The organism is Methylocaldum sp. (assembly GCF_035627495.1).
GTDB lineage: Bacteria > Pseudomonadota > Gammaproteobacteria > Methylococcales > Methylococcaceae > Methylocaldum.
Genome location: NZ_DASPLO010000070.1, coordinates 1 through 26636, shown reverse-complemented (window position 1 = coordinate 26636; position 26636 = coordinate 1). Strand labels below are relative to the sequence as shown.

Annotated in this window: 25 protein-coding genes and 4 tRNA genes; 16 read left to right on the top strand and 13 right to left on the bottom strand. The window is 55.8% G+C overall.

The genetic code is table 11. The features are described from left to right. Positions 1 to 80 precede the first annotated feature (80 nt). The 9 genes from VEB01_RS05530 to VEB01_RS05490 all read right to left on the bottom strand — a co-directional run bounded on the left by VEB01_RS05530 (position 81) and on the right by VEB01_RS05490 (position 8918). Positions 81 to 353 (bottom strand): YbeD family protein, encoded by a 273-nt coding sequence (locus VEB01_RS05530; protein WP_324873523.1) that lies wholly within the window; start codon positions 351 to 353, stop codon positions 81 to 83. Beyond that, entirely contained in the window at positions 350 to 1198 is an 849-nt protein-coding gene (locus VEB01_RS05525) for a D-amino acid aminotransferase (protein ID WP_324873521.1), read from the bottom strand. The genes VEB01_RS05530 and VEB01_RS05525 overlap by 4 nt, the downstream gene beginning before the upstream one ends. An 18-nt stretch (positions 1199 to 1216) precedes the next feature. Next, entirely contained in the window at positions 1217 to 2362 is a 1146-nt protein-coding gene (locus tag VEB01_RS05520) for a D-alanyl-D-alanine carboxypeptidase family protein (protein ID WP_324873520.1), read from the bottom strand. A 99-nt stretch (positions 2363 to 2461) separates the two neighbouring features. Continuing rightward, positions 2462 to 3460, bottom strand: coding sequence for a lytic murein transglycosylase B (gene mltB, locus VEB01_RS05515; RefSeq protein ID WP_324873518.1), 999 nt, complete (start codon positions 3458 to 3460; stop codon positions 2462 to 2464). A 5-nt stretch (positions 3461 to 3465) separates the two neighbouring features. Further along, positions 3466 to 4596 carry a rod shape-determining protein RodA gene (gene rodA / locus VEB01_RS05510; RefSeq protein ID WP_324873516.1) on the bottom strand — a complete coding sequence of 377 codons (1131 nt, stop codon included), beginning with the start codon at positions 4594 to 4596 and terminating at the stop codon, positions 3466 to 3468. Next, complete coding sequence (gene mrdA, locus VEB01_RS05505; RefSeq protein WP_324873514.1) at positions 4593 to 6437, bottom strand: penicillin-binding protein 2; 1845 nt, start codon at positions 6435 to 6437, stop codon at positions 4593 to 4595. The genes rodA and mrdA overlap by 4 nt, the downstream gene beginning before the upstream one ends. A gap of 27 nt (positions 6438 to 6464) precedes the next feature. Then, positions 6465 to 6959, bottom strand: coding sequence for a rod shape-determining protein MreD (gene mreD / locus VEB01_RS05500; protein WP_324873512.1), 495 nt, complete (start codon positions 6957 to 6959; stop codon positions 6465 to 6467). Continuing rightward, entirely contained in the window at positions 6946 to 7827 is an 882-nt protein-coding gene (mreC, locus tag VEB01_RS05495) for a rod shape-determining protein MreC (protein WP_414675418.1), read from the bottom strand. Before mreC ends, mreD begins: the two co-directional genes overlap by 14 nt. 44 nt (positions 7828 to 7871) lie before the next feature. Continuing rightward, positions 7872 to 8918 (bottom strand): rod shape-determining protein, encoded by a 1047-nt coding sequence (locus VEB01_RS05490; protein WP_119630495.1) that lies wholly within the window; start codon positions 8916 to 8918, stop codon positions 7872 to 7874. A gap of 107 nt (positions 8919 to 9025) precedes the next feature. Here VEB01_RS05490 and gatC point away from each other — a divergent pair, with 107 nt between their 5' ends. From gatC to VEB01_RS05465, 5 genes are all read left to right on the top strand, one after another. Next, positions 9026 to 9313: an Asp-tRNA(Asn)/Glu-tRNA(Gln) amidotransferase subunit GatC gene (gene gatC, locus VEB01_RS05485; RefSeq protein ID WP_324873508.1), complete on the top strand. Its 288-nt coding sequence runs from the start codon at positions 9026 to 9028 to the stop codon at positions 9311 to 9313. Positions 9314 to 9379: 66 nt separating this feature from the next. Continuing rightward, entirely contained in the window at positions 9380 to 10834 is a 1455-nt protein-coding gene (gene gatA / locus VEB01_RS05480) for an Asp-tRNA(Asn)/Glu-tRNA(Gln) amidotransferase subunit GatA (RefSeq protein ID WP_324873506.1), read from the top strand. 9 nt (positions 10835 to 10843) lie between these two features. Beyond that, the gene (gene gatB / locus VEB01_RS05475) at positions 10844 to 12277 is read left to right on the top strand and encodes an Asp-tRNA(Asn)/Glu-tRNA(Gln) amidotransferase subunit GatB (protein WP_324873504.1); all 1434 of its coding nucleotides are present in this window, start codon (positions 10844 to 10846) and stop codon (positions 12275 to 12277) included. A gap of 211 nt (positions 12278 to 12488) precedes the next feature. Beyond that, positions 12489 to 15872 carry a PAQR family membrane homeostasis protein TrhA gene (trhA, locus tag VEB01_RS05470; protein ID WP_324873503.1) on the top strand — a complete coding sequence of 1128 codons (3384 nt, stop codon included), beginning with the start codon at positions 12489 to 12491 and terminating at the stop codon, positions 15870 to 15872. A gap of 93 nt (positions 15873 to 15965) precedes the next feature. Further along, the gene (locus VEB01_RS05465) at positions 15966 to 16583 is read left to right on the top strand and encodes a DUF502 domain-containing protein (protein WP_324873501.1); all 618 of its coding nucleotides are present in this window, start codon (positions 15966 to 15968) and stop codon (positions 16581 to 16583) included. A 39-nt stretch (positions 16584 to 16622) separates the two neighbouring features. Here VEB01_RS05465 and VEB01_RS05460 read toward each other — a convergent pair whose 3' ends face one another. From VEB01_RS05460 to hemA, 4 genes are read right to left on the bottom strand one after another with little or no spacing between them, the layout of a single operon-like run. Then, positions 16623 to 17036 (bottom strand): M67 family metallopeptidase, encoded by a 414-nt coding sequence (locus tag VEB01_RS05460; protein WP_324873499.1) that lies wholly within the window; start codon positions 17034 to 17036, stop codon positions 16623 to 16625. Positions 17037 to 17059: 23 nt separating this feature from the next. After that, positions 17060 to 17953 carry a peptide chain release factor N(5)-glutamine methyltransferase gene (gene prmC / locus VEB01_RS05455; protein ID WP_324873498.1) on the bottom strand — a complete coding sequence of 298 codons (894 nt, stop codon included), beginning with the start codon at positions 17951 to 17953 and terminating at the stop codon, positions 17060 to 17062. A gap of 4 nt (positions 17954 to 17957) precedes the next feature. Then, complete coding sequence (gene prfA / locus VEB01_RS05450; RefSeq protein WP_324873497.1) at positions 17958 to 19040, bottom strand: peptide chain release factor 1; 1083 nt, start codon at positions 19038 to 19040, stop codon at positions 17958 to 17960. A gap of 3 nt (positions 19041 to 19043) precedes the next feature. Beyond that, the gene (gene hemA, locus VEB01_RS05445) at positions 19044 to 20303 is read right to left on the bottom strand and encodes a glutamyl-tRNA reductase (RefSeq protein ID WP_324873496.1); all 1260 of its coding nucleotides are present in this window, start codon (positions 20301 to 20303) and stop codon (positions 19044 to 19046) included. A 314-nt stretch (positions 20304 to 20617) separates the two neighbouring features. Between hemA and VEB01_RS05440 the strand changes: the two genes are divergently transcribed. The 11 genes from VEB01_RS05440 to VEB01_RS05390 form a co-directional block, all read left to right on the top strand. Further along, positions 20618 to 22279 carry a tetratricopeptide repeat protein gene (locus VEB01_RS05440; RefSeq protein ID WP_324873495.1) on the top strand — a complete coding sequence of 554 codons (1662 nt, stop codon included), beginning with the start codon at positions 20618 to 20620 and terminating at the stop codon, positions 22277 to 22279. Between the two features lie 21 nt (positions 22280 to 22300). After that, a complete protein-coding gene (gene lolB, locus VEB01_RS05435; RefSeq protein WP_324873494.1) occupies positions 22301 to 22885 on the top strand; it encodes a lipoprotein insertase outer membrane protein LolB in 585 nt (194 codons plus the stop codon). Positions 22886 to 22888: 3 nt separating this feature from the next. After that, a complete protein-coding gene (gene ispE, locus VEB01_RS05430; protein WP_324873493.1) occupies positions 22889 to 23740 on the top strand; it encodes a 4-(cytidine 5'-diphospho)-2-C-methyl-D-erythritol kinase in 852 nt (283 codons plus the stop codon). Positions 23741 to 23763: 23 nt separating this feature from the next. Further along, positions 23764 to 23838: transfer RNA gene (locus tag VEB01_RS05425), tRNA-Gln, on the top strand. Positions 23839 to 23878: 40 nt separating this feature from the next. Then, positions 23879 to 24832, top strand: coding sequence for a ribose-phosphate diphosphokinase (locus tag VEB01_RS05420; protein WP_324873492.1), 954 nt, complete (start codon positions 23879 to 23881; stop codon positions 24830 to 24832). Between the two features lie 44 nt (positions 24833 to 24876). Further along, the gene (locus VEB01_RS05415) at positions 24877 to 25485 is read left to right on the top strand and encodes a 50S ribosomal protein L25/general stress protein Ctc (RefSeq protein WP_324873491.1); all 609 of its coding nucleotides are present in this window, start codon (positions 24877 to 24879) and stop codon (positions 25483 to 25485) included. A 53-nt stretch (positions 25486 to 25538) separates the two neighbouring features. After that, positions 25539 to 26117, top strand: coding sequence for an aminoacyl-tRNA hydrolase (gene pth, locus VEB01_RS05410; protein WP_475441462.1), 579 nt, complete (start codon positions 25539 to 25541; stop codon positions 26115 to 26117). Between the two features lie 48 nt (positions 26118 to 26165). Continuing rightward, positions 26166 to 26250 (top strand) — tRNA-Tyr (locus VEB01_RS05405). Between the two features lie 18 nt (positions 26251 to 26268). Beyond that, positions 26269 to 26342 (top strand) — tRNA-Gly (locus VEB01_RS05400). 22 nt (positions 26343 to 26364) lie between these two features. Further along, positions 26365 to 26440 (top strand) — tRNA-Thr (locus tag VEB01_RS05395). A gap of 40 nt (positions 26441 to 26480) precedes the next feature. Beyond that, the coding region (locus tag VEB01_RS05390) for a GTP-binding protein (RefSeq protein WP_324873561.1) at positions 26481 to 26636 on the top strand (156 nt) is incomplete at its 3' end.

Genomic DNA, 26636 nt, shown 5'->3' with positions numbered 1-26636 from the left:
GCGAGATGTGCGAAGTCGACCGGATCGGTTACTTCATAGGGCGGGTTCCTCTTAAAGAATGGTCACACGCAAGCGGCCGCTCACAGGGCCATGATGACCTCGGTGCAACGGGTGAGGTCCTGATAAATAGCATCCAGCTGCGCCTTGCTTTCAGCCCGGATAGTCACGGTGACCGCCGTGAATTTCCCCCCCTGGCTGGGCCGGGCGGTCACCGCGCCTTCGGTCAAACCCGGAGCATGACGGCGCACGATTTCGGCAATCAGACCGTCGAAATGGGGGCGGCTGTGACCGAACGCCTTGATCGGAAATTCGCAGGGAAACTGGAGCAGCGTCGCGGGAGTCTCGGTATTCATGCCATGCGCAACCTCTGTTTGTAGGCTTGATAAATGGCTTGCATTCGCGGCCAAAGCGGGCCGGGTTCACCCTGTCCGACCGCTACGCCATCGAGTTCGATGACCGGGAGAATCTCCCGTGTCGAACTGGTCAGCCAAATCTCCGGAGCACGCTTCAAATCATCCAGGCTGATGCGGCGTTCGACGGCAGGCACCCCGTTTTCCTGCGCCAGCTCCAGCACCAGATCGCGGGTGATTCCCGGCAAGAGATCATTGCCTTTAGGCGGGGTCGTCAAAACGCCATCGATTACCGCAAAAACATTGCTCGCCGCCCCTTCGGTTACCCAGCCGTCACGGACCAAAATGGCTTCGGCGGCGTTCCGATCCACGGCCTCTTGCCGCAACAGCACGTTGGCGAGCAGCGTGATGGCTTTGATGTGGCACCACCGCCAGCGGATATCGTCCACAGTGACGGCGCATACCCCGCTGATCGGGATCGGTGCAATGGCCGAGCACATGACGAATACGGTCGGTTTGACATCCGCGGGAATGGCATGGTCCCGCTTCGGCGCGGCCCCGCGCGTGACCTGCAGATAGATATATTGATCGTGCTCGCCGTTAATGAGCCGGTTGAAGATCTCCGCCCACCTGTCGTCGGGAAGCGGGTTCGCCATGCGGATGCCGTGCAGGCTGCCGTCCAGCCGGCGCAAGTGCTCGTCCAGCCGGAACGGGCGTCCACCGTAGACGGGAACAACTTCGTAAACGCCGTCGCCGAACAGAAAGCCGCGGTCCAAAACGGACACCTTGGCCTCGCCCACCGGCAAGTAATCCCCGTTCAAATAGACGAGGCAGTCGTTTTCCGCCATTTCAGCCGATTCCTTGGATTATTTGAAGAACAGTTGGGCCTGGTCGATCGTACGGCGGAAAAAACCGCCTTCATTCACGGCTTTCATCGCCACCAAATCCTGTTGGCCGACTGTCTCGTTGTTGAACGTGACTTTTACCGTACCGAGCTTATCGCCTTGTTTTACCGGAGCGGTCACCGTGGTGTTGATTTCCATGCCGGCTTTGAGATTCTGGTACTGGCCGCGCGGGAAAGTGACGTAGAAGTCACGGTTGACGCCTAACGCCAATTCGGTGTCCGCGCCCCTCCACACCCGGGTTTCGGATAATTTCTCATTGGCTTTGTAAATCGGCCGGGTTTCGAAGAAGCGGTAACCGTAATTGAGCAGCGCCTGGTTTGCATTGGCGCGATCGTTCTCGCCCTTGGTGCCCAGTACCACGGAAATCAACCGCATGCCATCGCGTACCGAGGACGCGACCAGACAGAATCCGGCGCCTTCGGTATGTCCGGTTTTCACGCCATCCACGGTGGGGTCGCGCCACAAGAGGCGGTTGCGGTTGATTTGCTTGATGCCGTTGAATTCGAATTCCTTGATCGCATGCCATTTATAGTATTCGGGGAATTCCCCGATCATGGCCCGCGTGAGAATGGAAAGATCACGCGCAGTAGTGTAATGCTCAGGATCGGGTAAACCCATGCTGTTCTTGTAATGGGTGTTTTTCATGCCGAGCCGTTCGGCATTCTGGTTCATCATCTGGGCGAACACAGCCTCGTCGCCGGCGACATGCTCGGCCAAAGCCACGCTGGCGTCGTTCCCGGACTGAACGATCATGCCCTTGAGCAGCATTTCAACCGGGATCTGGACGCCAACCTGAGCAAACATGCGCGAACCTTCGGTACGCCAGGCTTTTTCGCTTATCATAACCATGTCGTCCAGTTTCAGATGGCCGGCCGCCAATTCCCGGAATACCACGTAGGCGGTCATGATTTTGGTCAGGCTGGCCGGTTCAAGGCGTTGATCCGCATTGCTCTCGGCGAGCACGCGTCCGCTGTTGAAATCCTCCAAAACGTAGGCCTTCGCTCCAACCTCGGGCGGTGCCGGTATCAGTACCGGATCGGCGAGGCTGAGACGGTAAAATCCGAGCAGGGCAAAAAGAAAAAGCAAGCTGGGTAGTTTAATTTTCACGGCTTTCTGCTTTCGGTCGGGTTGAAAATCGGCGCCGCATTGTAACACGCGCGCACCGCGTGCCGGGGCTTCGTTGGATTTGGCGGTGGTAAATCAGGCTCAGAAAGAGCCATCGGCACTGCGGCGGGACACCAATTGGCGGCTCAGTTCGTGAGCGGCCATCGCGTACAGCGGACTATGATTGTAGCGGGTGATTACGTAAAAGTTGTGAAGCCCCAGCCAATACGCAGGACCAGCTTCTTCATCGAGTCTCACCAGAGCGGCTTTGACATGGGCGGGCAAGGACGCGCCGGAGTCGACGCCAAGGGAAAGCCATTCCCGCACGGTATGGGCCGGTTTCACGTTGGTGCTTGCCAGCTGTTCATGAGCCGTACCCCTCACAGTAGCGGGGAAGGCCACCGGCTCACCCGCTTGCCATCCATTAGCGGCGAAGTAACTGGCGACGCTGGCAATGGCATCGGCCGGATTGTTCCAGATATCGCGTCGGCGATCTCCATCTCCATCGACAGCGTACCTCCGGTAGCTGCTCGGCATGAACTGCGGCAAGCCCATAGCGCCGGCATAGGACCCCATGGGATGGGTGGGATTCATGCTCTCCTCCCGGCATAGCACCAGGAATTCCTCCAGTTCGCGCCGGAAAAATTCGGCTCGCTTCGGGTAAGCGAAGGCCAAGGTGGAGAGCGCATCGATGACCCGATACTTGCCGGGCGATTGGCCATACGTGGTTTCGATTCCGATAATGGCGACGATTACCTCGGCGGGAACGCCGTATTTTCGCGCAGTCGCGGCCAGCGCGGCAGTGTTCCGGCTCCAGAAATCGACCCCGCTCTGAATTCGTGTCTCGGTGAGAAACAGCTTACGGTAGGCATGCCAAGGCTTGGCTTCGTATGGCTTGGCCATGGCTTCGAGAATTTTGTCCTGGATCGTGACGCCCCGGAATACTTTGTCGAGCTCAAGGGCGCTGAAGCGATGTTTGCGGCCCATGTCCCGAATGAAGGTTCGGACGTCCGGGCGTTCCATCAGGTCTTCCGTGGCCTTTCCGGGTAAGGAAAAGCCACAAAGAGAAACAATCAACAGGATTAGGGTCGGAAATCTCATGATCATCAGCTCGGCAGGAGTTTGCGATGGGTCTGGACGGACATAAGCATACCGAAGCCGGCCAGCAGGGTCACCATGGATGTGCCGCCGTAGCTGATCAAGGGCAGGGGAACTCCCACCACGGGGAGAATGCCGATGACCATGCCGATATTGACGAATACGTACACGAAAAAAGTCACTGTCAGGGCCCCGGCTAGGAGCCGGCTAAAGTTGTCCTGAGCCTGCACCACGATATAAAAACAGCGCCCGAGAACAAAGAGATAGAGTCCCAATAGCCCCAGGCAGCCAACCAGCCCGAACTCCTCGGCGAATACTGCAAAAATGAAGTCGGTGGAGCGCTCCGGCAGAAACTCCAGGTGCGCCTGAGTGCCGTGCAGCCAGCCTTTGCCATAAATACCACCGGAACCGATAGCGATCTTGGATTGAATAATATGATAACCACGTCCCAGAGGGTCCCCTTCCGGGTTCAGGAAAGTCAAAACCCGGTCCCGCTGATAACCATGCATGAAGTGCCAGACTACAGGTAACAGGCTTCCGCCTAAAACGCCGAGGGCGAACATATAGCGCCACGGGATTCCAGCCAGAAACACCACGGCCGAGCCGGCGCTGGCCACCAATACGGCGGTGCCGAGGTCCGGTTGCTTGGCGATAAGCAGTGTGGGTATCAGAACTAACAGGCCGGCAAGGACTAATTGCTTCAAGCGGGGGGGCGTGTGCCCGGACAGATACCAGGCAATCATCATGGGGGTGGATAGCTTGGTCAGTTCGGAGGGCTGAAAGCGTACAATTCCGAGGTCCAGCCAGCGCTGAGCGCCCATGCTTGTTTTACCCATCACCAAAACGGCTGTCAGAAGCAGCGCGCCGAGCAGATATAGAACCGGACTATAAAACTTGAGGTGGCGCGGGTGAATTTGGGCAATGGCGATCATCACGACCATAGCCAGCCCGAGGCGCGTCGCCTGACGCAGGAGCACGTTCAGATCTTGGCCGCCGGAGCTGTAAAGGATGATGAAGGCGAGGGTACATAAGCCCCCTAGCCCGGCCAGCAGCGGCAAGTCGATATGAAGTTTCTGCAGCGGCGAAGTGCGCTGAGGCGGCGTGACCCGAAGTTGAGCGAGTACAGGATCGATGTTCATGGATTTTCGAGCAAATACTGATCCATCACGGCGCGAGCGATAGGCGCGGCGACGGAGCTGCCGTGTCCGCCGTTTTCCGCGAGTACGGCGATAGCGATGCGGGGGCTTTCCGCTGGTGCGAAAGCTATGAACCAAGCGTGATCGCGCATCGTTTTACTGATCTTCAAGTTTTTGTATTCCTGGTCTTGCCGTACTGTGAAAACCTGTGCAGTCCCGGTTTTGCCGGCGACCGTATAGGAAAGGCCGGCGGATATGCCTTTGGCGGTTCCTCGCTGGCTATGGACTACATCGATCATGGCATCGATCACAGTTCGCCAGTATTCAGGCTTGAGGTCTGCAGCTATTTCGCCACCGCTTCTGGGGTAAGGGTTCTGGACCTCGTATGTCGCTTTTATGGAGTCCACCACGCGCGGCTCTACGCTTCGTCCACGATTGGCGAGTATCGCCGTGGCTCTCGCCAGCTGCATAGGCGTAACTTGAACATAGCCCTGCCCAATGCCTGCAATGAGAGTTTCGCCGGGATACCACACTTGTTTGCGCTTTTTTTTCTTCCATTCCCGTGAAGGAAACAGGCCTGTTTTTTCACCCCCGAGATCGACTCCGGTTCGTTTGCCGAAACCGAATTGCTGCATGAACTCTTGTAGCTGATCGATGCCGATATGGTGAGCGAGGTCATAGAAAAAGACGTCGCAGGACTGAGTGATGGCCGCTTTGAGATCCACAGATCCGTGTCCTTGTTTGCGCCAGTCCCGGTATTTGTGCTCCGCATTGGGGAGGCGGTAGTAGCCGGGGCAAAAAACTCGCCGCCCCTGGTTCAAATCCGAGAGTTTCAAACCGGCCAAGCCCATGAACGGCTTGACCGTGGAGCCGGGCGGATACACGCCCCGCAAGGCGCGGTCGTACAACGGGCGTTCCGGCGTGTTCTGAAGAATATCGTAATCCTCTTTGCGGATACCATGGATAAACGGGTTAGGATCGAAGCCCGGTTTGCTGACTAATACCAACACCTTGCCCGTAGAGGGATCCAGTGCTACCACCGATCCGTTGAACTCTCCCAGGGCGTCGAAGGCGGTTTTTTGCAATCGAATATCCAAGGAAAGGTAAAGATCGGTTCCGGCCAGGGGGTCGGTAGTGCTCAATACCTGAATAGCGCGTCCTTGGACATTGGTTTCGTACTCCTCGTACCCGGTTTTGCCGTGCAATATGGATTCGTAGGTTTTTTCGACGCCGCTCTTCCCGATATGGTACGTCCCGCGGTATTGAGCGGGGTCGAGAGATTGAAGTTCGGCTTCGTTGATGCGGGCCACATAGCCTACGACATGGGAAGTCAAATAGCCGTATGGATAACTGCGCATGAACCGGGTTCGGATCTCGACGCCGGGAAAATAAGGCATCTTGACCGCGAAGCGGGCTATTTCTTCCTCCGTCAACTCCAGACGCAAGGGCACGCTCTCGAAGCTCTTGCGCTGGCTTTTCTGCGCCTTGAAACGGCTGAGCTCTTCATCGCTCAGATTCAGCAGTTGCTTGAGCTCGGCTAAGGTGGCATTCAGATTCGGAACCTGTTCCGGAATGACTTCCAAGCTATAGGTGGCGGTATTGTCCGCCAGAACTTCGCCGTTGCGGTCGAAGATCAAACCGCGGGAAGGCGCCAAAGGGGATATCTTGACCTGATTGTCGCGCGACAAGGTCGTGTAATGCTCGTGCCCCATTACCTGGAGATAAATCAGGCGGACTATGAGTCCTGCGGTGGCCACCAGCATAAACAATACGCTGGCGGCAATGCGGTTGAGAAACAGGCGGTTCTCGTAAAACTTGTTTTTGAACTCGAAGGGGCGGCCCATAGCGATCGCTTACCGCATAGCCGAAAATTAGAAGATGCTGAAGTGGCGTCTAATCCGCCGTAGCGTTATCAATACCGCCGGCCAAGCAAGCGCGCCGGTGAAGGACGGCAGCCAATATACCCAATTTAAAACATTCATGTTCTTGACGTTTTGCGTCCAGAGGACCAGAAATTGGCTTATCAGCAGAAATATGAGTATCCATAAAGATTGCTGAGGGAGCGGGTAAAGGCGCAGGCGACGATACAATCGGAGGCTGACATAGGCGATGATGGAATAAGCCAGAGCGTGCTGACCTAACATGCGGCCGGTTAACGTGTCGACGAAAAGGCCGGTGAACCAGGCCGTGCCTACTCCTACACGGTCCGGTATCGCCATGGTCCAGTAAATCAAGAACAAAGCAGTCCAGTCGGGATTGAAATTAAACCACTCGTGGGGCAAAGGAAGGATTCGCAAAATCATGGCGAATACAAGACTTAGAGGGACCACCGTCAGTCCGGTGGAGGACGGTTTAACGGTCGCCATGTGCAGGCAAAGCTTCTGAATGATGCTCTTGGTCAGGGATCCTCGGGATGGGTTGGGAGTCGCTCCATACCAACAGCAGTTCCCTGTTTCGGTCGAGTTGGGCTACCGGTGCAGCGGTTATTTTGGCGAAGGATGTTTTTTGCGGTGCGACGGCTGTCACGGTGGCGACCGGATAGCCATGCGGGAAGACGCCGCCGAGCCCCGAGGTTACGAGGAGATCGCCCACCTGAATGTCGGCATTGCTGGAAAGATAGGGTAGGGCCAGGCGGTCGGTCTGTCCGGTGCCCAGGGCTATGGTGCGAAGACCATTCCGATTCACCTGCACCGGGATGGCGTGATTCGGATCGGTAATCAGCATTACTTCGGCGCTATAAGGCGTGACTCGTAGTACCTGCCCTACAACCCCGTTTGCGTCGAATACGGGTTGGCCGGCATGGACGCCGAATCGGGCACCCTTGTTTACCACGACAATATGCTCATAGGGAACTAGATTGATGGATAGCAGTTCGGCAATCGACACTTGCTCGCCAACTTTGAAAGAGGTATCCAAAAGCCCGCGTAGCCGGATATTTTCTTGTTCCAAGGCGGCGAATTTCAGCAGCTTCGTTTTGAAGACGAGTTGCTCGTCTCTTAGTTTTTGGTTTTCCGCAACCAGGCTAGCGTATGTGGATACGGATTCTATGATGTGCTGCGCGAAACGTACGGGCGAGCTAACGATTTGCTGTAAAGGATAAGCCACTGAAGCGAAAGGTGTTCGCACGGCCTGGAACACGCCGTGTTGCTCGGAGGCAAGCAAGACTAGAGCGGCCGCCAAACACAGCAGTAGACGGATGTTGAGTGAATAGCCTTGCGAGAACAGCCGTTTGATATCCCAATCCTCTTAAAACGACGCAAGCCGGCAGTCAGCCGGCTTCATTCAAGTGAGAATGCTGCCGCGCCAATTTCGTCCAGCAGTTCCAATACTCGTCCACCCCCGCGAGCGACGCAGGTCATCGGATCTTCAGCGATAAAAACGGGAAGTCCGGTTTCCTCGGCGATCAGGCGGTCCATGTCTTTAAGTAACGCTCCCCCGCCGGTCAAAACGATACCTCGATCTGCAACGTCAGCGCCGAGTTCGGGCGGCGTTTGCTCCAGTGCCACCTTCACAGCGCCGATAATGCCTTGCAGGGGCTCCTGAAGTGCCTCGAGGATTTCGTTGCTGTTCAGAACAAAGCTGCGCGGTACGCCTTCCGCAAGGTTGCGGCCTTTGACCTCGATTTCCTTGATCTCGCTTCCCGGATAGGCGGTGCCGATTTCGTACTTGATCCGCTCGGCTGTTGACTCTCCGATCAGAGTCCCGTAATTGCGGCGCACGTAGTTCATAATGGCCTCGTCCATGCGGTCGCCGCCGATGCGCACCGAGGCGGAATAGACGATGCCATTCAGCGAGATCACTGCCACTTCGGAAGTCCCGCCGCCAATGTCCAACACCATCGAGCCGCGTGCTTCATGTACGGGCAATCCGGCGCCGATTGCTGCCGCCATCGGCTCCTCAATGAGATAAACTTCCCGGGCTCCGGCCCCTGCCGCCGATTCCTTGATGGCGCGCCGCTCCACCTGGGTCGAACCGCACGGTACGCAGATCAAAACTCTGGGGCTTGGCCGGAAGAGTTTGTTCTTGTGTACCTTGTGGATGAAGTACTGGAGCATTTTTTCCGTGACGGTAAAGTCGGCAATCACCCCATCTTTGAGAGGCCGGATGGCGGTGATATTGCCGGGCGTTCGTCCCAGCATCGATTTTGCGGCAGAACCTACCGCCGCGATGGATTTTTGTCCGCGGGTGCGATCCTCGCGGATAGCCACCACCGATGGCTCGTTCACCACAATGCCTTGGCCACGGATGTAGATCAAGGTGTTTGCGGTGCCAAGGTCGATGGACAAATCGTTAGAGAAGAATCCTCGGAGGTGTCTGAAGAACATGGGCATGTAGTCCTTGTAAATGCCGTAATTTAACAACGGGTGGGGGCCAGAGCAACAAGAGCAATATATAGGGTATTATATGACCGAAAGAAACAATGGATGCAATTATGTCCTTAAACATAGATCAAGTTCACAAGATCGCTTGGCTCGCACGCCTTGCTATCGATGCCGAAAAAGCGGCCGCTTATGCTCGCGATCTTTCGGGCATATTGGATTTTGTCGAGGAAATGAGCGTTGTGGATACCGCTACCGTTTCTCCCATGGCTCATCCCCTGGATCAGGCCCAGCGTTTACGGCCTGATGCAGTGAGCGAGGCTGATCAGCGGGAGTTATTCCAGGCGCGCGCGCCCTTGGTGGAAGCCGGACTTTATCTGGTGCCCAAAGTTATAGAATGATCAGTGCGACGGGTTGATTTGGAGGTTACCCCGTTTCATGCATATTCTGGATTCCGGAACCAACTCATGCACGACAAAACCATCGCCGAATTAGCCGACGGGCTCAAGAAAAAAGAATTCAGCAGTATTGAACTGACGCGGGCTTTTCTGGCGCGCATCCGGCAATATGACTCACAACTCAACTGCTTTGTCACCGTCACCGAGGAACAGGCGCTAGAGCAGGCCGGAGCGGCCGATGCATTGATCGCCCAAGGTTCGGCCGGAGCCTTGACCGGTGTCCCCATCGCGCAGAAAGATATTTTCTGCACCAAAGGCGTAAAGACGAGCTGCGGCTCGAAGATGCTCGACAACTTTATCTCCCCGTACGATGCCACGGTCGTGGAGCGATTCAAGCAGGTGGGAACCGTCATGCTGGGGAAACTCAACATGGACGAGTTCGCTATGGGATCTTCCAACGAAACGAGCTATTACGGACCGGTCAAGAATCCGTGGGATACCGGCACCGTTCCGGGGGGCTCGTCCGGTGGTTCGGCGGCATCGGTGGCGGCACGGCTAGCTCCGGGAGCCACCGGAACGGATACCGGCGGATCGATTCGTCAGCCCGCGTCTTTTTGTGGTATCACCGGGTTGAAGCCGACCTACGGTCTGGTTTCTCGCTGGGGAATGATTGCTTTCGCATCCAGCCTCGATCAGGGCGGTCCCATGGCTCGAACGGCGGAAGACTGTGCGCTCATGCTCCAAGTCATGGCAGGGTTCGACGAAAAGGACTCCACCAGCCTCGATAGGCCGGTGCCGGATTATTCCGCGTCTCTTAACAACAGCTTGGATGGGCTCAGGATCGGTTTGCCCAAAGAGTTCTTCGACGAGGGCTTGGATTCAGACATCGCGCGCCTCATCGACGATGCTATCGACGAATATCGGAGGCTGGGCGCGACCGTGAAAGAGATTTCGCTGCCTAACATGAAGCTGTCGGTGCCGGTTTATTACGTTGTGGCACCCGCCGAGTGTTCGTCCAACCTGGCCCGCTATGACGGTGTCCGCTTCGGGTATCGCTGCAAGGAGCCCAAGGACTTGCACGATCTCTACATGCGCTCCCGCGGCGAAGGTTTCGGCGCGGAAGTGAAGCGGCGCATCCTGATCGGTACTTATGCGCTCTCCGCGGGTTATTACGATGCCTATTACCTCAAAGCCCAAAAGATCCGGCGCTTGATCAGCGACGATTTCAATCGGGCCTTCGAGGAGGTCGACGTGATCATGGGCCCCACCGCGCCGTCTGTCGCGTTCCGCTTCGGGGAAAAGACCGCCGATCCCATCGCGATGTACCTGTCGGACATCTATACGATCGCCGTAAATCTGGCCGGTCTTCCCGGCATGTCGATCCCCGTGGGATTTTCGAAGAATCTGCCCGTCGGCATGCAGATCATCGGCAATTATTTCGCCGAGGAGCGTTTGCTTAATGTGGCGCATCAGTATCAACGAGTGACCGACTGGCACCGGCGGGCTCCGAGAGATTTCGTATAAGAGGTTTGTATGGAATGGGAAACGGTTATCGGGTTGGAAATTCACGCCCAGCTCGCTACTAAATCCAAGATTTTTTCGGGTGCGCCGACGGCCTACGGTGCGGAGCCCAACACCCAAGCCTGTGCGGTGGATTTGGGTTTGCCCGGCGTATTGCCCGTGCTGAACGGCGAGGCAGTGCGCATGGCGGTCAAATTCGGCCTTGCCATCGGCGCCCGCGTGACTCCGTTTTCGGTTTTTGCGCGCAAAAACTACTTCTATCCCGACCTGCCGAAAGGCTATCAAATCAGTCAATACGACCTTCCCGTAGTGAGCACGGGACATCTGAGTATTTCGGTGGACGGTATCGAGAAAACCATCGGGATCACCCGCGCCCATCTGGAAGAAGATGCCGGTAAATCATTGCATGAGGATTTTCACGGGTTTACCGGAATCGATTTGAACCGCGCCGGCACGCCACTTCTGGAGATCGTGTCCGAACCGGATCTTCGCTCGGCGAAGGAAGCGGTGGCTTATATGAAAAAGCTGCACGCTTTGGTGCGTTATCTGGAGATTTGCGACGGCAACATGCAGGAAGGATCGTTCCGCTGCGATGCCAACGTGTCGATTCGCCCTAAAGGTCAGGAGAAGTTCGGCACCCGTGCCGAAATCAAGAACCTGAACTCGTTCCGTTTTGTGGAGCGCGCAATTAACTACGAAATCGAGCGACAGATCGAAATTCTTGAAAATGGCGGACAAATCGTACAGGAAACCCGCTTGTATGACGCAAACAAGGATGAGACCCGCTCCATGCGCAGCAAGGAAGAGGCGAACGACTACCGCTATTTCCCCGATCCCGACCTGCTGCCGCTGGAAATATCGAGCGATTTCATCGAGGAAGTGCGCAAGGATCTGCCCGAACTTCCGGACGAAAAGCGCGACCGCTTCAAATCCCAGTATGGCTTGAACGACTACGATGCGACCGTGCTGACGGCAACGCGGGAGCTTGCCGACTACTATGAAGCCGTGGTCAAGGAGTCGTCGGGCAGCGATCCCAAATTGTGCGCCAACTGGGTGATGGGCGATTTGTCGGGCGCGCTCAACAAAGCTGGCTTGGAGATCGAGAAAAGCCCGGTCGAGGCAGAGCGACTCGCAGGCCTCGTCAGGCGCATCGCCGATGAAACCATCTCCGGAAAACTGGCTAAGCAGGTCTTTGAAACCCTTTGGGAATCGGGCGAAACCGCTGACGCCATCATCGAAAAACAAGGACTGAAACAAATCACCGATACCGGCGCGATCGAGAAAACCATCGACGAAATCATCGCCGCCAATCCGGAACAACTGGCGCAGTACAGGGCGGGCAAGGATAAGTTGTTCGGATTTTTCGTCGGCCAGGCCATGAAAGCGACCCAAGGCAAGGCCAATCCGCAGCAATTGAACGATTTGCTCAAGAAGAAATTGCAATAAACGTGCGCCAGACGACGGCGATTAGCAAGCCGTTACGGTCCTATCGATCACTACCCGAACCCAAGATATCGCCCCGAGGTGAGTTCTCGCGGTGGCGATGGGGCCAGGCGCGCGTTTGTCGATTCAGGCTTAGTCTCGTAGCCGCGTTCCATCGCCAACGCAAGGACCCTGCCAGCCCTTTTCACCAGCTGTTTTAAAGCTCAATTCCGCCATGGAGACTTATCCGATTCCAGGTTTTGCCGATCCCGTAAGTTCTCTCATGCATTTGTTGGCCGCGGGCGTGTTCGCCATTCTGGGGTTCTTTTTGATTCGCCGGGCCCGGGGCAATCTCTGCCGCACAATAGCCGTAGGGGTGTTCGTCTTTACCTGCATTTTTCTCCTCTCCATGAGCGGCGTGTTCCATCTGCTGTCCGTCGGCGGGGCTGGGCGTGCGGTATTGCAGCGGCTGGATCATGCCGCGATCTTTTTGCTGATCGCGGGAAGCTTCACCCCCGTGCATTGCATCCTTTTCTCGGGCATCTGGCGTTGGGGCGTTTTGCTTTTGGTATGGGGATTGGCCATTACCGGGCTTACGCTCAAGGTCGTCTTCTTCGAGAACATCCCGGAATCGCTCGGTTTGACGCTGTATCTAGGGCTCGGCTGGCTGGGGCTGGCGTCCGGGATCGCTGTTTGGCGCCGATTCGGTTTTTCGTTCTTCAGGCCGATGCTTTTCAGCGCATTGGCTTATACCTCGGGTGCGGTTCTCGACTTTCTGCGGTGGCCGGTTATCGTCGGCGGGGTGTTAGGCCCGCACGAATTGTTCCACATTGCCGTGTTGGCCGGCATCGGTTTCCATTGGCGGTTCGTTTGGAACTGTCTGGATCGGATTGAGCTGATAAAGCCGGATCTGGCGGAGGCACCGGAGCAACAACCGGCCTGGCATTCCAAGACAATCGAACAAACTTATGGGGACGTTCGATCCGGTCCGGGCGGATTGACTGAAGAGGAGGCCGATCACCGCCTTGTCAAGCACGGATTCAATGAGATCGAGCAAGGCAAGGGAACTTCGGCTTTCAGGCTTTTTCTGTCGCAGTTCAAGAGCGTCCTGGTCATTATTCTGCTGGTTGCCATCGGCTTCTCGGCGTATTTAGGACATACCGTCGAATCCATCGTCATTGCGGTGATCGTTTTATTTGCCGTATTGCTGGGATTTTTTCAGGAATACCGTGCCGAGCGCGCAATGGAAGCCTTGCAGCAGATGGCGGCGCCGATGGCGAGCGTGATGCGCGATGGTAAATTCGTGGAGATACCTGCACGCTATCTGGTTCCCGGCGATGTCGTCCGTTTGCTGACCGGCAACCGCATTCCCGCCGATCTGCGCCTGATCGAATCCGTGAATCTCCAAATCGACGAGGCACCCCTGACGGGCGAGTCGACGCCGGTGGAAAAGCGCACCGCGCCGTTGGATGATCCTCAGTTAGCCATCGGTGATCGCCAGAACATGGGGTTTGCCGGCACGGCCGTGACTTACGGGCGAGGCCAGGGCGTCGTCGTCGCCACCGGGATGGAAACCGAGTTCGGACGTATCGTGGGTCTCTTGCGCGGGGCGGAACAGCGCGAGACGCCGCTGCAGAAGAGCCTCGATAAAGTCGGGAACGTGCTGGCCGTCGCCGCCGTTTTCATCGTCGCGCTCATCGTTTCCCTCGGCATTTTGCGCGGCGAATCCTTCGAGCACATGCTGATCTTCGGCATTGCCTTGGCCGTTGCCGTAGTGCCGGAGGCCCTGCCCGCCGTAGTGACGATTTCTCTGGCCATCGGCGCTCGCCGGATGGTCAGGCGTCACGCGCTCATACGTCGTTTGCCGGCCGTGGAGACCTTGGGCAGCACGTCCGTCATTTGCTCGGACAAGACGGGGACCTTGACCAAGGACGAGATGACCGCCCGCAAGATTTGGGCTGCCGGGGAATTGTTCAGCGTTACGGGCGCCGGTTACGAACCAGTCGGCCGGTTCCTCCACAAAGCCCGCGAAGTCGCTCCCACCCCTCCTGTGATGACGCTGCTTCAAGCGGCGGCACTGGCGAGCGATGCGAGTGTGCTTCGAACTGAAGAGGGGCGCTGGCAGATTCAAGGCGATCCTACGGAAGGCGCGTTGGTGGTTGCCGCCGCCAAGGCCGGGTTAAAGCCCTCCGAACTGAACGGCCGGTTTCCGCGAATGGGCGAGATTCCCTTTACCTCGGAATCCAAGCGGATGACGACGCTCCACGAGAATGCCGAGGGCGGGCGGATAGCCTATGCCAAAGGTGCCTTGGAGGTCATCCTTAACGCGTGCGATCGCTGGCTGAGTGCAGAGGGTGAAGCTCCGTTGGACGATGCGGCGCGTGGTGTGATACAGGCCGAGGCCGAGCGTTTGGCCGGCGAGGCGCTCCGCGTTCTGGCGGTGGCTCAAAAGGAAGAAACGTCTCTGGAAACGGCTGAAAAAGACATGTGTTTCCTAGGGCTGGTCGGGATGATCGATCCGCCACGCCCCGAGTCCAAGTCCGCCATTGCCACCTGCGAGAAGGCCGGCATCAAGGTGATCATGATTACCGGCGACCATCCGGCTACGGCCCGCGCTGTTGCCCGCGAGTTGGGTATTCTGAAACACGGACGAGTGATTACCGGCATCGATCTGGACGCGATGAGCGATGAGGCGTTCGCGCGAGCGGTCAGGCAAATCGAGGTCTTCGCCCGTGTAGCTCCCGAGCACAAGATTCGCATAGTCCGCACTCTGCAAGAACAAGGCCGCATTGTCGCCATGACCGGGGACGGCGTGAACGACGCACCGGCTCTCAAACAGGCCGATATCGGCGTGGCTATGGGGATCACTGGCACCGACGTGTCCAAGGAGGCCGCTGCGATGATGCTCACCGACGACAATTTTGCATCCATCGTCGCCGCCGTGGAGGAAGGACGGGGGATTTTCAGCAACATCAAAAAATACTTAATGTACCTATTGTCCTCGAACATCGGGGAAATAGGTCTGATGGCAGGCGCTATGCTGGCCGGGTTGCCGCTGCCTTTGAGTGCGGTGCAAATTCTTTACGTGAATCTGGCCACTGATGGACTTCCCGCTTTGGCGCTGGCGGTCGATCCGATGGACGAGGCTTTGATGCGGCAGAAGCCTCGCGACCCGAAGCGGGGAATTTTCAGTTTTCCGGTCGTCTCACTGATGCTGGTCGGAGGCATTTGGTCGACTCTGGTTAATCTCAGTGTCTTTTTATGGGCGTTACGAAACGGCAACGAGCTTTCCAAGGCAATGACGATAACCTTCGCGACGCTGGTCTCGATCGAGTTCTTCAAGGCCTACAATTTTCGTTCCGATCATTTTTCTGTGTTTCGTCGGCCGTTCGCGAACAAATGGCTGAATCTGGCGATCGTTTGGGAAGCGATGTTGCTCCTTGTAATCATCTATGTGCCGTTCTTCCAGAACGCGTTCGGCACCGACAGTCTGTCGCGAATCGAATGGGCGGTGGTGCTGGGCGCGTCAGCCACGATACTCCCAGTTCTGGAAATGGCGAAATGGACGATTCGCCGCGGCTGGTTCGACAGCCGGACCGGAGCGGGCCCGGGTCAGTGAGAGGGCTGTCGCTTTGCGCATAATCGGCGCTGGCGATCATTGTTGCGGGAGATGTTGTCTAAAAGGCAGATTAGACATGCAGGGAGAAAACTCATGGCACCCAGTAATTTTGCAGAGGCTAAACATCTCATCAAAATCGCCTTGAATAATTTTTTGATCGGCACTTTGGCGGTGCTGCCGATTATTGTCGTGGCGCAAATAGTAATATTCCTCGCGCACTTGATATTGAGTACGGTATTTGGCGTAAACGAAGCTGTCGGCAATTCTGGTATCACGCTCTTAACGTTTGCCGGCGTCTTCGCCTTGTTGGCTTATATCGGCCACACCATCAACAAGCGACGCCACTCGCTATTGATTTCGCTGATCGATCTTGCCATCGAGCGAGTGCCGTTTTTGAACACGGTTTATCGGGTGACCAAAAAGATCGTCGACATGTTTCGCAGCAAGCCCGACGAGAATAAACGGGAAATCGTCTATGTCGAGTATCCACGGGAAGGAATGTGGCTGCCGGCTTATGTCACGAATCGTGAGGGTGACCGTTACGTTTTGTACGTGCCCACTTCGCCGAATCCGACTAATGGTTTCACGGTCATCGTTCACGAGTCGAAGGTGGTCAAATCCGCCCTCGATATCTCTGATGTGACCAGCTTCGTCATGAGCGTCGGGGCTGACTTTCCCAAATCGCGAGAGGCCCTGGAACTGCCCCGTTAGGCAATCGCGTTCTTGGAGCCCGCCACGCAGTTAACCTTGCTACAGAAGCAAAGCGACTTCTTCGATTCGTTGTGCTTGACGGATGCGGAACCCGCGCATTTCAAGAACTCCCTTCGTGTTTAGGGAGATAATGATATACAGCGCATCGGGATAAGCCGCTTGTTCGAGATCGGTGGCCGAAGGTTCGGCGGGGGCGGCAGGATGCGAATGAAAGATTGCGAATAATTCCTCTCCTCGTTCCCGCATCTTACGCATGGCTTCGATTTGTTCCTCGGGCGCCATCAGAAACCGGCAGTCGGGTGTCGTAGCGGCGTTCTTAACCGGATAGCAGTTGCTCGGGACGCCGTTTTTCGCTCCGATGAGACCGCAAATTTCAAGATCCGGCGATGTTTGGGCATGGTGCAGTAACTGGTTAACCAAAGACCGCGGGATACAGATTTCTGTGTTGCGCATGGCTCTATTCCGAAAAGGAGTGGCTAAACCCGTTTTCCCGACCGTGCGGTGGTGACTCGAGCGTAACCTTGGAGATCGAGATGGTGGCTGATGTCTGTGTAACCAAACTCGGTTAAGAGATCGGCTAGAGATTTCGCCTGATCGAAGCCGTGTTCCAGCATCAGTCGCCCGTGTGGTTTCAGGTAATCGCGCGCTTCCCGGGCAATGATTCGGAAAGCATCCAACCCGTGTATGCCGCCTTTCAAAGCCAAAGCCGGTTCGAAGCGCACATCGCCCTGGCTTAAATGTGGATCGTCATCGGCGACATAAGGCGGATTGCTGACAATTAAATCGAACCGCTCGTCGTCCTGCACCGCATTGAACCAATCGCCTAGTTGAAAGCGAATGTTGCGCACACCGTGCAGACCCGCATTTTCTTGCGCGACTTCCAATGCGCCAGTACTAAGGTCGGTTGCGGTGATGCGGGCCAAAGGACGCTCCGCGGCGACGGTCACGGCGATGGCGCCGCTGCCGGTCCCCAAGTCTAAAATATCGGCCATCTGTGTCGCCGGTATGAATGCCAGCGCCAATTCGATCAGCAACTCGGTTTCGGGGCGTGGGATGAGCACGTCGGGGCGAACCTTGAACGCCCGAGACCAGAACTCCTTTTCCCCGGAGAGATAGGCGATCGGAGTTCCGGACCGCCGTTGTTCGATCAGATCTCGAAAACGCTCTTGCTCCTCGGGTAAAAGTTCTCGTTCCGGCCATGCGCGAAGGTGCGATCGATCGCGGTTTAACGCAAGCGCCAGTAAAATTTCCGTATCGAGGCGTGCCGTGTCATTCAGTTCACTGAGTCGAGCGGCGGCAGACCGAAGCACAGCCGCTATGGTTGCGCTATCGGACTTGTCTGGCTTCGGTGCGGGGCGAGGCGTACTCATCGCACTAATCCTGGGCCAGCTGCGCCAGCAATTCAGCCTGATGTTCATTGATCAGAGGTTCGATCACGGGGTCGAGATCGCCCGCCATGATGGCTTCAAGCCGATAGAGGGTCAGGTTGATGCGGTGATCGGTGAGCCGGCCCTGCGGAAAGTTGTAGGTGCGGATGCGCTCCGAACGGTCGCCGCTGCCCACCTGTAGCTTGCGCGAGGCGGCAATTTCGGCGCTCTGCTTTTCTTCTTCGGCGGATAGGATGCGCGACTTCAGCAAGGACATGGCGCGGGCACGGTTCTTGTGTTGAGAGCGTTCATCCTGGCATTCCACGACGATGCCGGTAGGAATGTGTGTGATGCGCACCGCCGAATCAGTCCGGTTGACGTGCTGACCGCCGGCGCCCGAGGCCCGGTAGGTATCGACCCGCAGATCGGCCGGATTGATGTCGATGTCGATTTCATCGGCCTCGGCGAGTACCGCCACCGTACAGGCTGAGGTGTGAATACGCCCCTGGGCTTCCGTCTCCGGTACGCGCTGCACGCGATGGGCGCCGGCCTCGAATTTGAGGCGCGAGTATACGTCCTGGCCGCTAATGCGGACGATCACTTCCTTGTAGCCGCCATGTTCACCCTCGCTTTCGCTGACGACCTCCGCCTTCCAGCCTTTTTGCTCGGCATAGCGGCTGTACATGCGGTACAAATCGCCGGCGAACAGTGCCGCCTCGGCGCCGCCGGTACCTGCGCGGACTTCCAGAAAGATATTGCGCTCGTCGTTAGGATCCTTCGGCAGCAAAAGAATTTGCAACTCCTGCTCCAAGGTTTCTTGCCTTTCTTGGGCATGAGCCAGCTCCTCCTTGGCGAGGCTGCGAACCTGCGGGTCCTTGTCTTCGAGCAGGCTCTGCGCGTAGGCAAGATCTTCGAGCGTGCCCAGATATTTTGTGAAACAGCCGACCAGCGGGTTGAGTTGAGCGTACTCGCGACTCAGCGCGCGGAAGCGGTCCTGATCGTTCTGAATCGATGGTTCGGCAAGGAGGGCGGTAATCTCTTCGAATCGCTGGGCGAGATGATCGAGTTTCTGGCGAATAGATGGTTTCACGTATTAAGAGCTGTCTTTAAGTTGAAAGAGTTCTCGGGCGGCGGCAATCAGATCGTGCCGCTCGTAGATGCCCGCTTGTTTGATTTGGACGCTGGGAATGTGAATCAATTTATTGGTGAGTAAATTCGCTAAAAGGTCCAGCGCCTCTTCGGGCGACTTACCGCTTCGCAGCGCCTGTCTGGCGCGATTTAAGGCTTCGGCGCGGATCTCTTGGGCCTGGCTGCGGAAGTCGCGGATGGTAGCCGTCACACCCTGGGCGCGAAGCCAGTCCAAAAAATGCTCCACTTCGGTGTCGATAATTTCTTCGGCTTTCTTGGCCGCTTCCTGCCGAGATTTCAGGTTTTCCTCGATGGTGTTCCGCAAATCGTCGACCGTATAGAGATAAACATCTCTCAGCTGGGCGACTTCCGGTTCGATGTCGCGAGGCACGGCCAAATCCACCATGAACATCGGCTTGTGCTTGCGTGCTTTGAGGGCGCTTTCAACGCCGCCTTTACCCAAAATAGGCAATTGGCTGGCGGTAGACGAGACGACGATATCGGCTTTGGCCAAGTGTTTCGGCAGTTCGGCCAACGAAATGGCAAATCCGTTGAAGTGTGTGGCTAAAGTGTGTGCTTTGTCGTAGGTACGGTTAGCGATAATCAGATGGCCGATTTTGCTCTCGGTCAGGTGACGGGCGGTCAGTTCGATCGTTTCTCCGGCGCCGATCAGAATAGCGGTCTGCCGTGAGAGATCGTCGAAGATGCGTTGCGCCAGTCGCACGGCCGCGAAAGCAACCGAAACGGGGCTGGAACCGATAGCCGTATCGGTTCGCACCTTCTTGGCGGCGGTGAAGGTGTGCTGAAACAATTTGCTCAGGGTCTTGCCGAGAGTGCCGGCTTCGGCCGCGACTTGATAGGCCGATTTCATCTGCCCGAGAATCTGCGGTTCTCCTAGTATCATCGAGTCCAGCCCGCAGGCGACGCGAAACATGTGGCGGATCGTCTCGGCATCGGTGTGAAAATAGAGATACGGCTGGAAATCTTCCCGTTGAAGGCGCTGCTCTTGAGCGATCCAGTCGATCAGGATGTCTTGATTATCGGTTTCGACGCCACAGTACAATTCCGTTCGGTTGCACGTAGAAAGAATTGCCGCTTCGCCGATCTGCGGCAATTTAATTAGATCCAGCAAGGCGAATTTGAGGCGTTCGGTCGGGAAGACCAAGCGCTCTCTGATCAAAATCGGCGCGGTATTGTGATTCAACCCTAAGGTTAAAATGCCCATGAACTCAAATTTCTGCGACTTTCCAAATATAATTTTAAGAAAAAACCTCGGGCGCAGCCAAATAGTGGAGGTTCGGGTCTATTGTTGCATGTTACGGACAGCGTACAATCTCGCCGGTTTATAAAATTCAGTTTACTCCGCTTTGTCGAAAGCTCAGGACATCTCCGTGATGCCGCTCCGGATGGAGGGAGAAAAGCGTTGTCGATACTATCCAAGGTTCTTTTATTAACTTCGGCTTAGGGATTTCGTCAGTGTTGAAACGATTGGTCTGTTTGGCGTGTGTCGGGGGTATCTGGCTGTCGGGATGCGCGGGTTTGAATCCATCGCGGCCCCATTCTGGCGAATCCTCCGAAGAGATCCGTCAGGCAGGTGTCCGAGAACTCAATCAGCACTCGGAAATCGTCTATTTGCTTTTAACCGCCGAAGTGGCCGGTCAGCGCGGACAGTACGAGACTGCTCTGAACAATTACTTGGAAGCCGCCAGGCTTACTCAAGATGCTCAGATCGCAGAGCGGGCGGCTCAAATCGGACTCTATCTTAAAAATACCGAAAAAGCTCTAACGGCGGCTACATTATGGAGCGAGCGCGATCCGGGAAACGTTTCGGCGCGTCGGATAACGGCTTTACTGCTTCTTAAAACGGGGCAAACCGATAAGGCTCTCGATCAGCTGAGGGCTCTTTTGACCCTGCCCGATGTAGACCTGGAAAATACCTTGATCGAATTGGTCAAGTGGTTGGATTCGGAGGTTTCCAAGGAAGAGGGGGAGAAGGTGATGCAGCGCCTGGTCGCCGAATTTCCGCGCATGGCCGAACTTCACTTTGCGTATGCGCTTTTGGCCGGCAATAAAGGCGAGTATCAATTAGCCCTGCAGGAAACGGAAAAGGCGCTGGCCCTGCATCCTGATTGGAATCGGGCTCGGCTGTTGCAAGCGCAGGTTATGTCCCAGATGGGTGATTCCGAGGCGGCGAGGAGCGCGCTTCAAAAGGCCCTGAGGAGTGACCCCGCCAACGTCCGTTTGCGCTTGATCTACTCCCAGTTCTTGGCAAAAGCGGGGGATTTTCAAGGCGCGGAGAGGGAGTTAACTCGCATTTTGGAGAAGGAGCCGGATAATCACGATGCCCGTTTTGGTCTCGCAACACTGTTGATGGAAACGGGACGAGATGAGAGAGCGAAGAAAGAGTTTTCCGCTTTAACGGCCGTGACCAAGTGGCGGGCGCAGGCCTATTTCTACCTGGGGTTAATCGAAGCGCACCAGAATCGCCTGCAAAACGCGCTGCAGTGGTTTGATAGAGTCGGGTCGGGGCCATTGGAATTCGACGCTAAGGTCAATGCGATTACTGCTTTGATTAATCTCGGCCGTATGACCGACGCGCGGCAGCGCTTAGGTGAGGTGCGTAAACAGTTTCCCAATGAGGCATTGCGACTTTATTTGCTGGAGGCGGAGCTCTTATCGAAAACCAAGGACTATGAAGCGGCATTTGATTTGCTGACGGAGGCCCTGGACGAAATGCCGGGTCAGATGGAATTGCTTTATTCCCGTGCTTTGGTCGCCGAACAGTTGGGGCGCATTGAGGTATTGGAGGCGGATTTGCGTGCCGTACTAGAGAAGAGTCCCGACGATGCCAGTGCGCTTAATGCTTTGGGTTACACTTTGGCCGATCGCGGCGACCGTTTGGAAGAGGCTAAGCGGTATCTTGATCGGGCGATCGAGTTAAAGCCTGACGATCCGGCCATCTTGGATAGCTACGGTTGGCTGCATTACCGCTTGGGAAACTATGCGGTGGCGCTGGATTATTTGCGGCGTGCTTATGAGTCGGTTCGCGATCCCGAAATCGCCGCGCATTTGGGGGAGGTGTTGTGGGAGTCCGGGAAGCGGCAAGAGGCCAAGAAAGTGTGGAGAGAGGCGCTCAAGAAAGATCCGGCGCATGAGGACATGAAGAAAATCAAGGTTAAGTACCGAGAAGCTTTCAAGTAGCGTGTGTTAGAAGGACAAGTTTTGTTTAAGGTTTTTGTTCTTGCATTGATCGCGTCGCTAGCCGGTTGCGCCGTTTTTGAGAAAGAGCCCGGCCGCCCCGTATTCCCTCCGAAAGCCGAAGAAAACTATGACCTAAAGGCTTGGCGGCTGGAAGGTCGGATTGGTGTGCAAACGACGCATGATGCCTGGCATGCGAATCTATTTTGGGAGCACGATGCGGATCAGGATCGTTTGCGGGTGTCGGGTCCTTTTAGCCAGGGTATGGTATCTATTATTCTGCAAAAGGATCTGATTTATGTTAACGGGGGTGGCGGGATTGCGGAATTTTCCCGCGATCCTGATGCCATGCTGAAGGACCGGCTGGGATTTGCTGTGCCTTTATCCAGCTTGCGTTACTGGGTTATGGGTTTGCCTGATCCGAATCAAAGTCATACGCCTGTTTATGAGGAGTCCGGTTCATCGCGAGGGTTCCAGCAATCGGGCTGGACGCTTCGATTTGAGCGGTATGTGAATGTGGGCGATCGGATAATGCCACAGAAAATGGCTATTCAAGGTCCCGAAGTGAAACTCAAGTTAATAGCGGATAGCTGGCAAATTAGGGGATAGTACATGACGAAAGCGGAAGTGCTTCGTTTGCCAGCGCCGGCAAAGCTCAATCTGATGCTGAGGATCGTGGGTCGTCGCGACGACGGTTACCATCTGCTTCAAACAGTATTTCAATTTATCGATCGTTGTGACTGGATCACGCTGCGCCGTCGTTCCGATGGTCTAGTTCGGCTGCTGACCCCGCTTCCGGGCGTGCCGGAAGAAATGGATCTGACAGTGAGGGCTGCGCAACTCTTGCGTCAGTCTGCCGGTGTTCGCTGCGGAGTCGAAATCGAAATAGAAAAAAATCTGCCTATGGGTGGCGGGTTGGGCGGAGGAAGCTCAGATGCCGCAACAGCCTTACTGGGGTTGAACTGCTTATGGCAGGCAGGCTTATCATTGCAGGACCTAATGATCTTGGGGTTGCAATTGGGTGCTGACGTTCCGGTTTTCGTCAATGGCTGTTCCGCTTGGGCCGAAGGAGTCGGGGAGGTGTTGACTCCGCTGGATCTGTCGGAGCCTTGGTATCTCGTCGTGGTGCCCGAGTGCCATGTGGCGACAGGGCAAATTTTTTCGGCGCCTGGTTTGACACGAAATAATAAACCAATCAAAATAGCCGACTTTCTTGCAGGCCAGCAGGAAAATCATTGTTTGCCTGTGGTTTCGGAGTTATACCCAAAGATTGAGGCTGCCTTGGGCAGCTTGAGGCGTTTCTCGCCTGCTAGGCTTACGGGTACCGGGGCTTGCGTGTTCGCGACCTTTGCCGACGAGACTGATGCGCGGGCGGCGGCTATTGCATTAGAGCGCGACTGGTCGGTGTTTGTGGCCCGGGGCATGAATCGGTCGCCTCTTCATCAGGCGCTGAAGTTGGCCTGAATAAGGCTGTCAACAACATTCATTGGGGCGTAGCCAAGCGGTAAGGCACCGGGTTTTGATCCCGGCATTCCCAGGTTCGAATCCTGGCGCCCCAGCCATATAATTCCGACTCGACGTCTCGACTTTGGAGTGTCTTGAATGACAGACGCCTCGTTCATGGTGTTTTCGGGGAATGCCAATCCTTCCTTGGCCGAAGGCATCGTGCGCAAACTGAATATGCGGCTGGGGATGGCAACTATCGGAAGATTCATCGATGGTGAGATAGCGGTCGAGATTGAGGAAAACGTCCGCGGGCGGGAGGTCTTTCTGATCCAGCCTACCTGTGCGCCGATTAATGAAAACATCATGGAGTTGCTTGTCATGATCGACGCCTTTCGTCGGTCGTCGGCGTCCGTGATTACCGCAGTGATACCTTATTACGGTTATGCGCGCCAAGACCGTCGAATTAGGTCGGCTAGAGTGCCTATCACGGCAAAGTTGGTCGCCAAGATGATTTGTGCGGCAGGGGCGGACCGGGTGTTGACCGTGGATCTGCATGCCGATCAGATTCAGGGTTTTTTTGATGTTCCCGTGGATAACGTTTATGCCTCTCCAATTTTATTGGGTGATGTGTGGCGGCAGAAGTATCCAAACTTGATTGTTGTTTCCCCCGATGTGGGCGGTGTGGTGAGGGCGCGGGCATTGGCCAAGCGTCTTGATGACGCGGATTTGGCTATTATCGACAAGCGTCGTCCAAGGCCGAATGAGGCCAAGGTGATGAACATTATCGGCGATGTGGAGGGGCGTACCTGCATCATGGTCGATGATTTGGTGGATACGGCCGGGACTCTATGCCGGGCGGCGGGCGCGTTGAAGGAGCACGGGGCTCGGAGGGTGGTGGCATATTGTACTCATCCTGTGTTATCGGGACGAGCTGTAGAAAACATCGAAGATTCGGTGCTGGACGGGTTAGTCGTGACGGATACGATTCCGCTGCATCCGGATGCGCAGCAATGTAAAAAAATTCGGCAGCTGAGTGTTGCTGAAATGTTGGCGGAAACGATACGCCGCATAGCGGTCGGCGAATCAGTTAGTTCCCTCTATGTGGACTGATGTAGTTTTGTTAATCCACTGCTAAGAGTATTTTGGAGAGAAAGATGGTAGGCAGTTTTGTATTTGAGGCAGAGTTAAGATCGGCTACCGGTAAAGGCGATGCGCGGCGGTTGCGTCGGGCAAACAAAATTCCGGCAATTCTGTACGGTGGTGGCGCCGACCCGGTAGGGGTAGTGTTGGATCACAATAAAGTTGTGAAAAGCCTGGAGAATGAAGCTGTTTATTCCCATGTCTTGATTGTCAAGGTTGTAGACAGAGAGGAAAGAGTCATTTTGAAGGGGCTGCAGAGGCATCCAAGTAGGCCGATTATCACGCACATGGATTTTCAGCGTGTAAGCGGAGTTGAGAAAATTCGTGTCCATGTGCCCTTGCATTTCGTCAATCAGGAAATCTCGGTTGGTGTGAAGAAGGGTGGTGTGGTAACCCATAATCTGGTCGATGTGGAAGTCGCCTGTATGCCGGATCGCTTGCCCGAATACATCGAGGTTGATCTGGCGCAAATCGATGTGGGGCAATCTATCCATCTCTCGGATTTGAAGGTGCCTGAAGGGGTTGATGTCCTTGCCTTGGCTCATGGACCGGAACATGATCTGCCGGTTGCGGCAATTCAGTCCGGTAAGGTTGCCGAATCGTCTGAGGGTGTGGCCGAATAGCTGTCCGTTGCTGATGAAATGGCCGGGAGAGGCTGTTGTCTGTTCGATTCAGGTTGGTGGTCGGTCTTGGAAATCCGACGGTCAAGTATGAAAAAACCCGGCACAACGCCGGGTTTTGGCTTGTGGATGCGCTTGCGTCTGCTCGCGGCCTCGCGTTTCGGGAGGATCAGCGGTTTCATGGGTTGGTGGCGGCGTTGGAGTTCGGAAAAGACAGTGCGTTGCTCCTAAAGCCGACGACATTCATGAATCGGAGTGGGCAGTCGGTGGCGGCGCTAGCCCGGTACTACAAAATAGGGGTCGAGGAAATTTTAGTGGCTCACGATGAGCTAGATTTTGCTCCCGGTGTTGTACGCCTGAAGTGCGGCGGCGGGCACGGTGGTCACAACGGCTTGAAGGATTTGATTGGCCAGTTGGGCGCGGCCGGGTTTTATCGGATACGTATCGGTATAGGTCATCCCGGTAATCGCGACGACGTCGTGCCCTACGTTCTGGGTAACCCGGGTGGTGATGAGTGCGAATTGATTCGTGGCGCGATTTCTAGGGTGGTTGAATTATTTCCTGCTATGTTGCAGGGAGATTTAAGCGCCGTGACGGCTAGTCTTCATGCCGGTCCAAGAAATGAAGTGCGTTGAATATTGACACAGGCAAGTGAATGCCCAATAATTTGCGTCTTAACCCTTGGAGGGGTTCCCGAGCGGTCAAAGGGATCAGACTGTAAATCTGACGGCTCAGCCTTCGAAGGTTCGAATCCTTCCCCCTCCACCATTAAATTTAGGATTTTGCGCGGGTGTAGTTCAATGGTAGAACCTCAGCCTTCCAAGCTGATGGCGTGGGTTCGATTCCCATCACCCGCTCCAGCAAAAAGGGTGGCAGGTTTTCGCCCATATAGCTCAGTCGGTAGAGCACTTCCTTGGTAAGGAAGAGGTCACCGGTTCAAGTCCGGTTATGGGCTCCAGTTTGGGTGTATCGGTAATCAGATTAAGGGGTATTGGCGGATGTCCAAAGAAAAGTTTACGCGCACGAAGCCGCATGTGAACGTCGGGACGATTGGTCATGTGGACCATGGCAAGACGACCCTGACGGCGGCTTTGACGAAGGTGGGTGCGGAGCGCTTTGGTGGCGAGTTCAGGGCGTACGATCAGATTGACGCG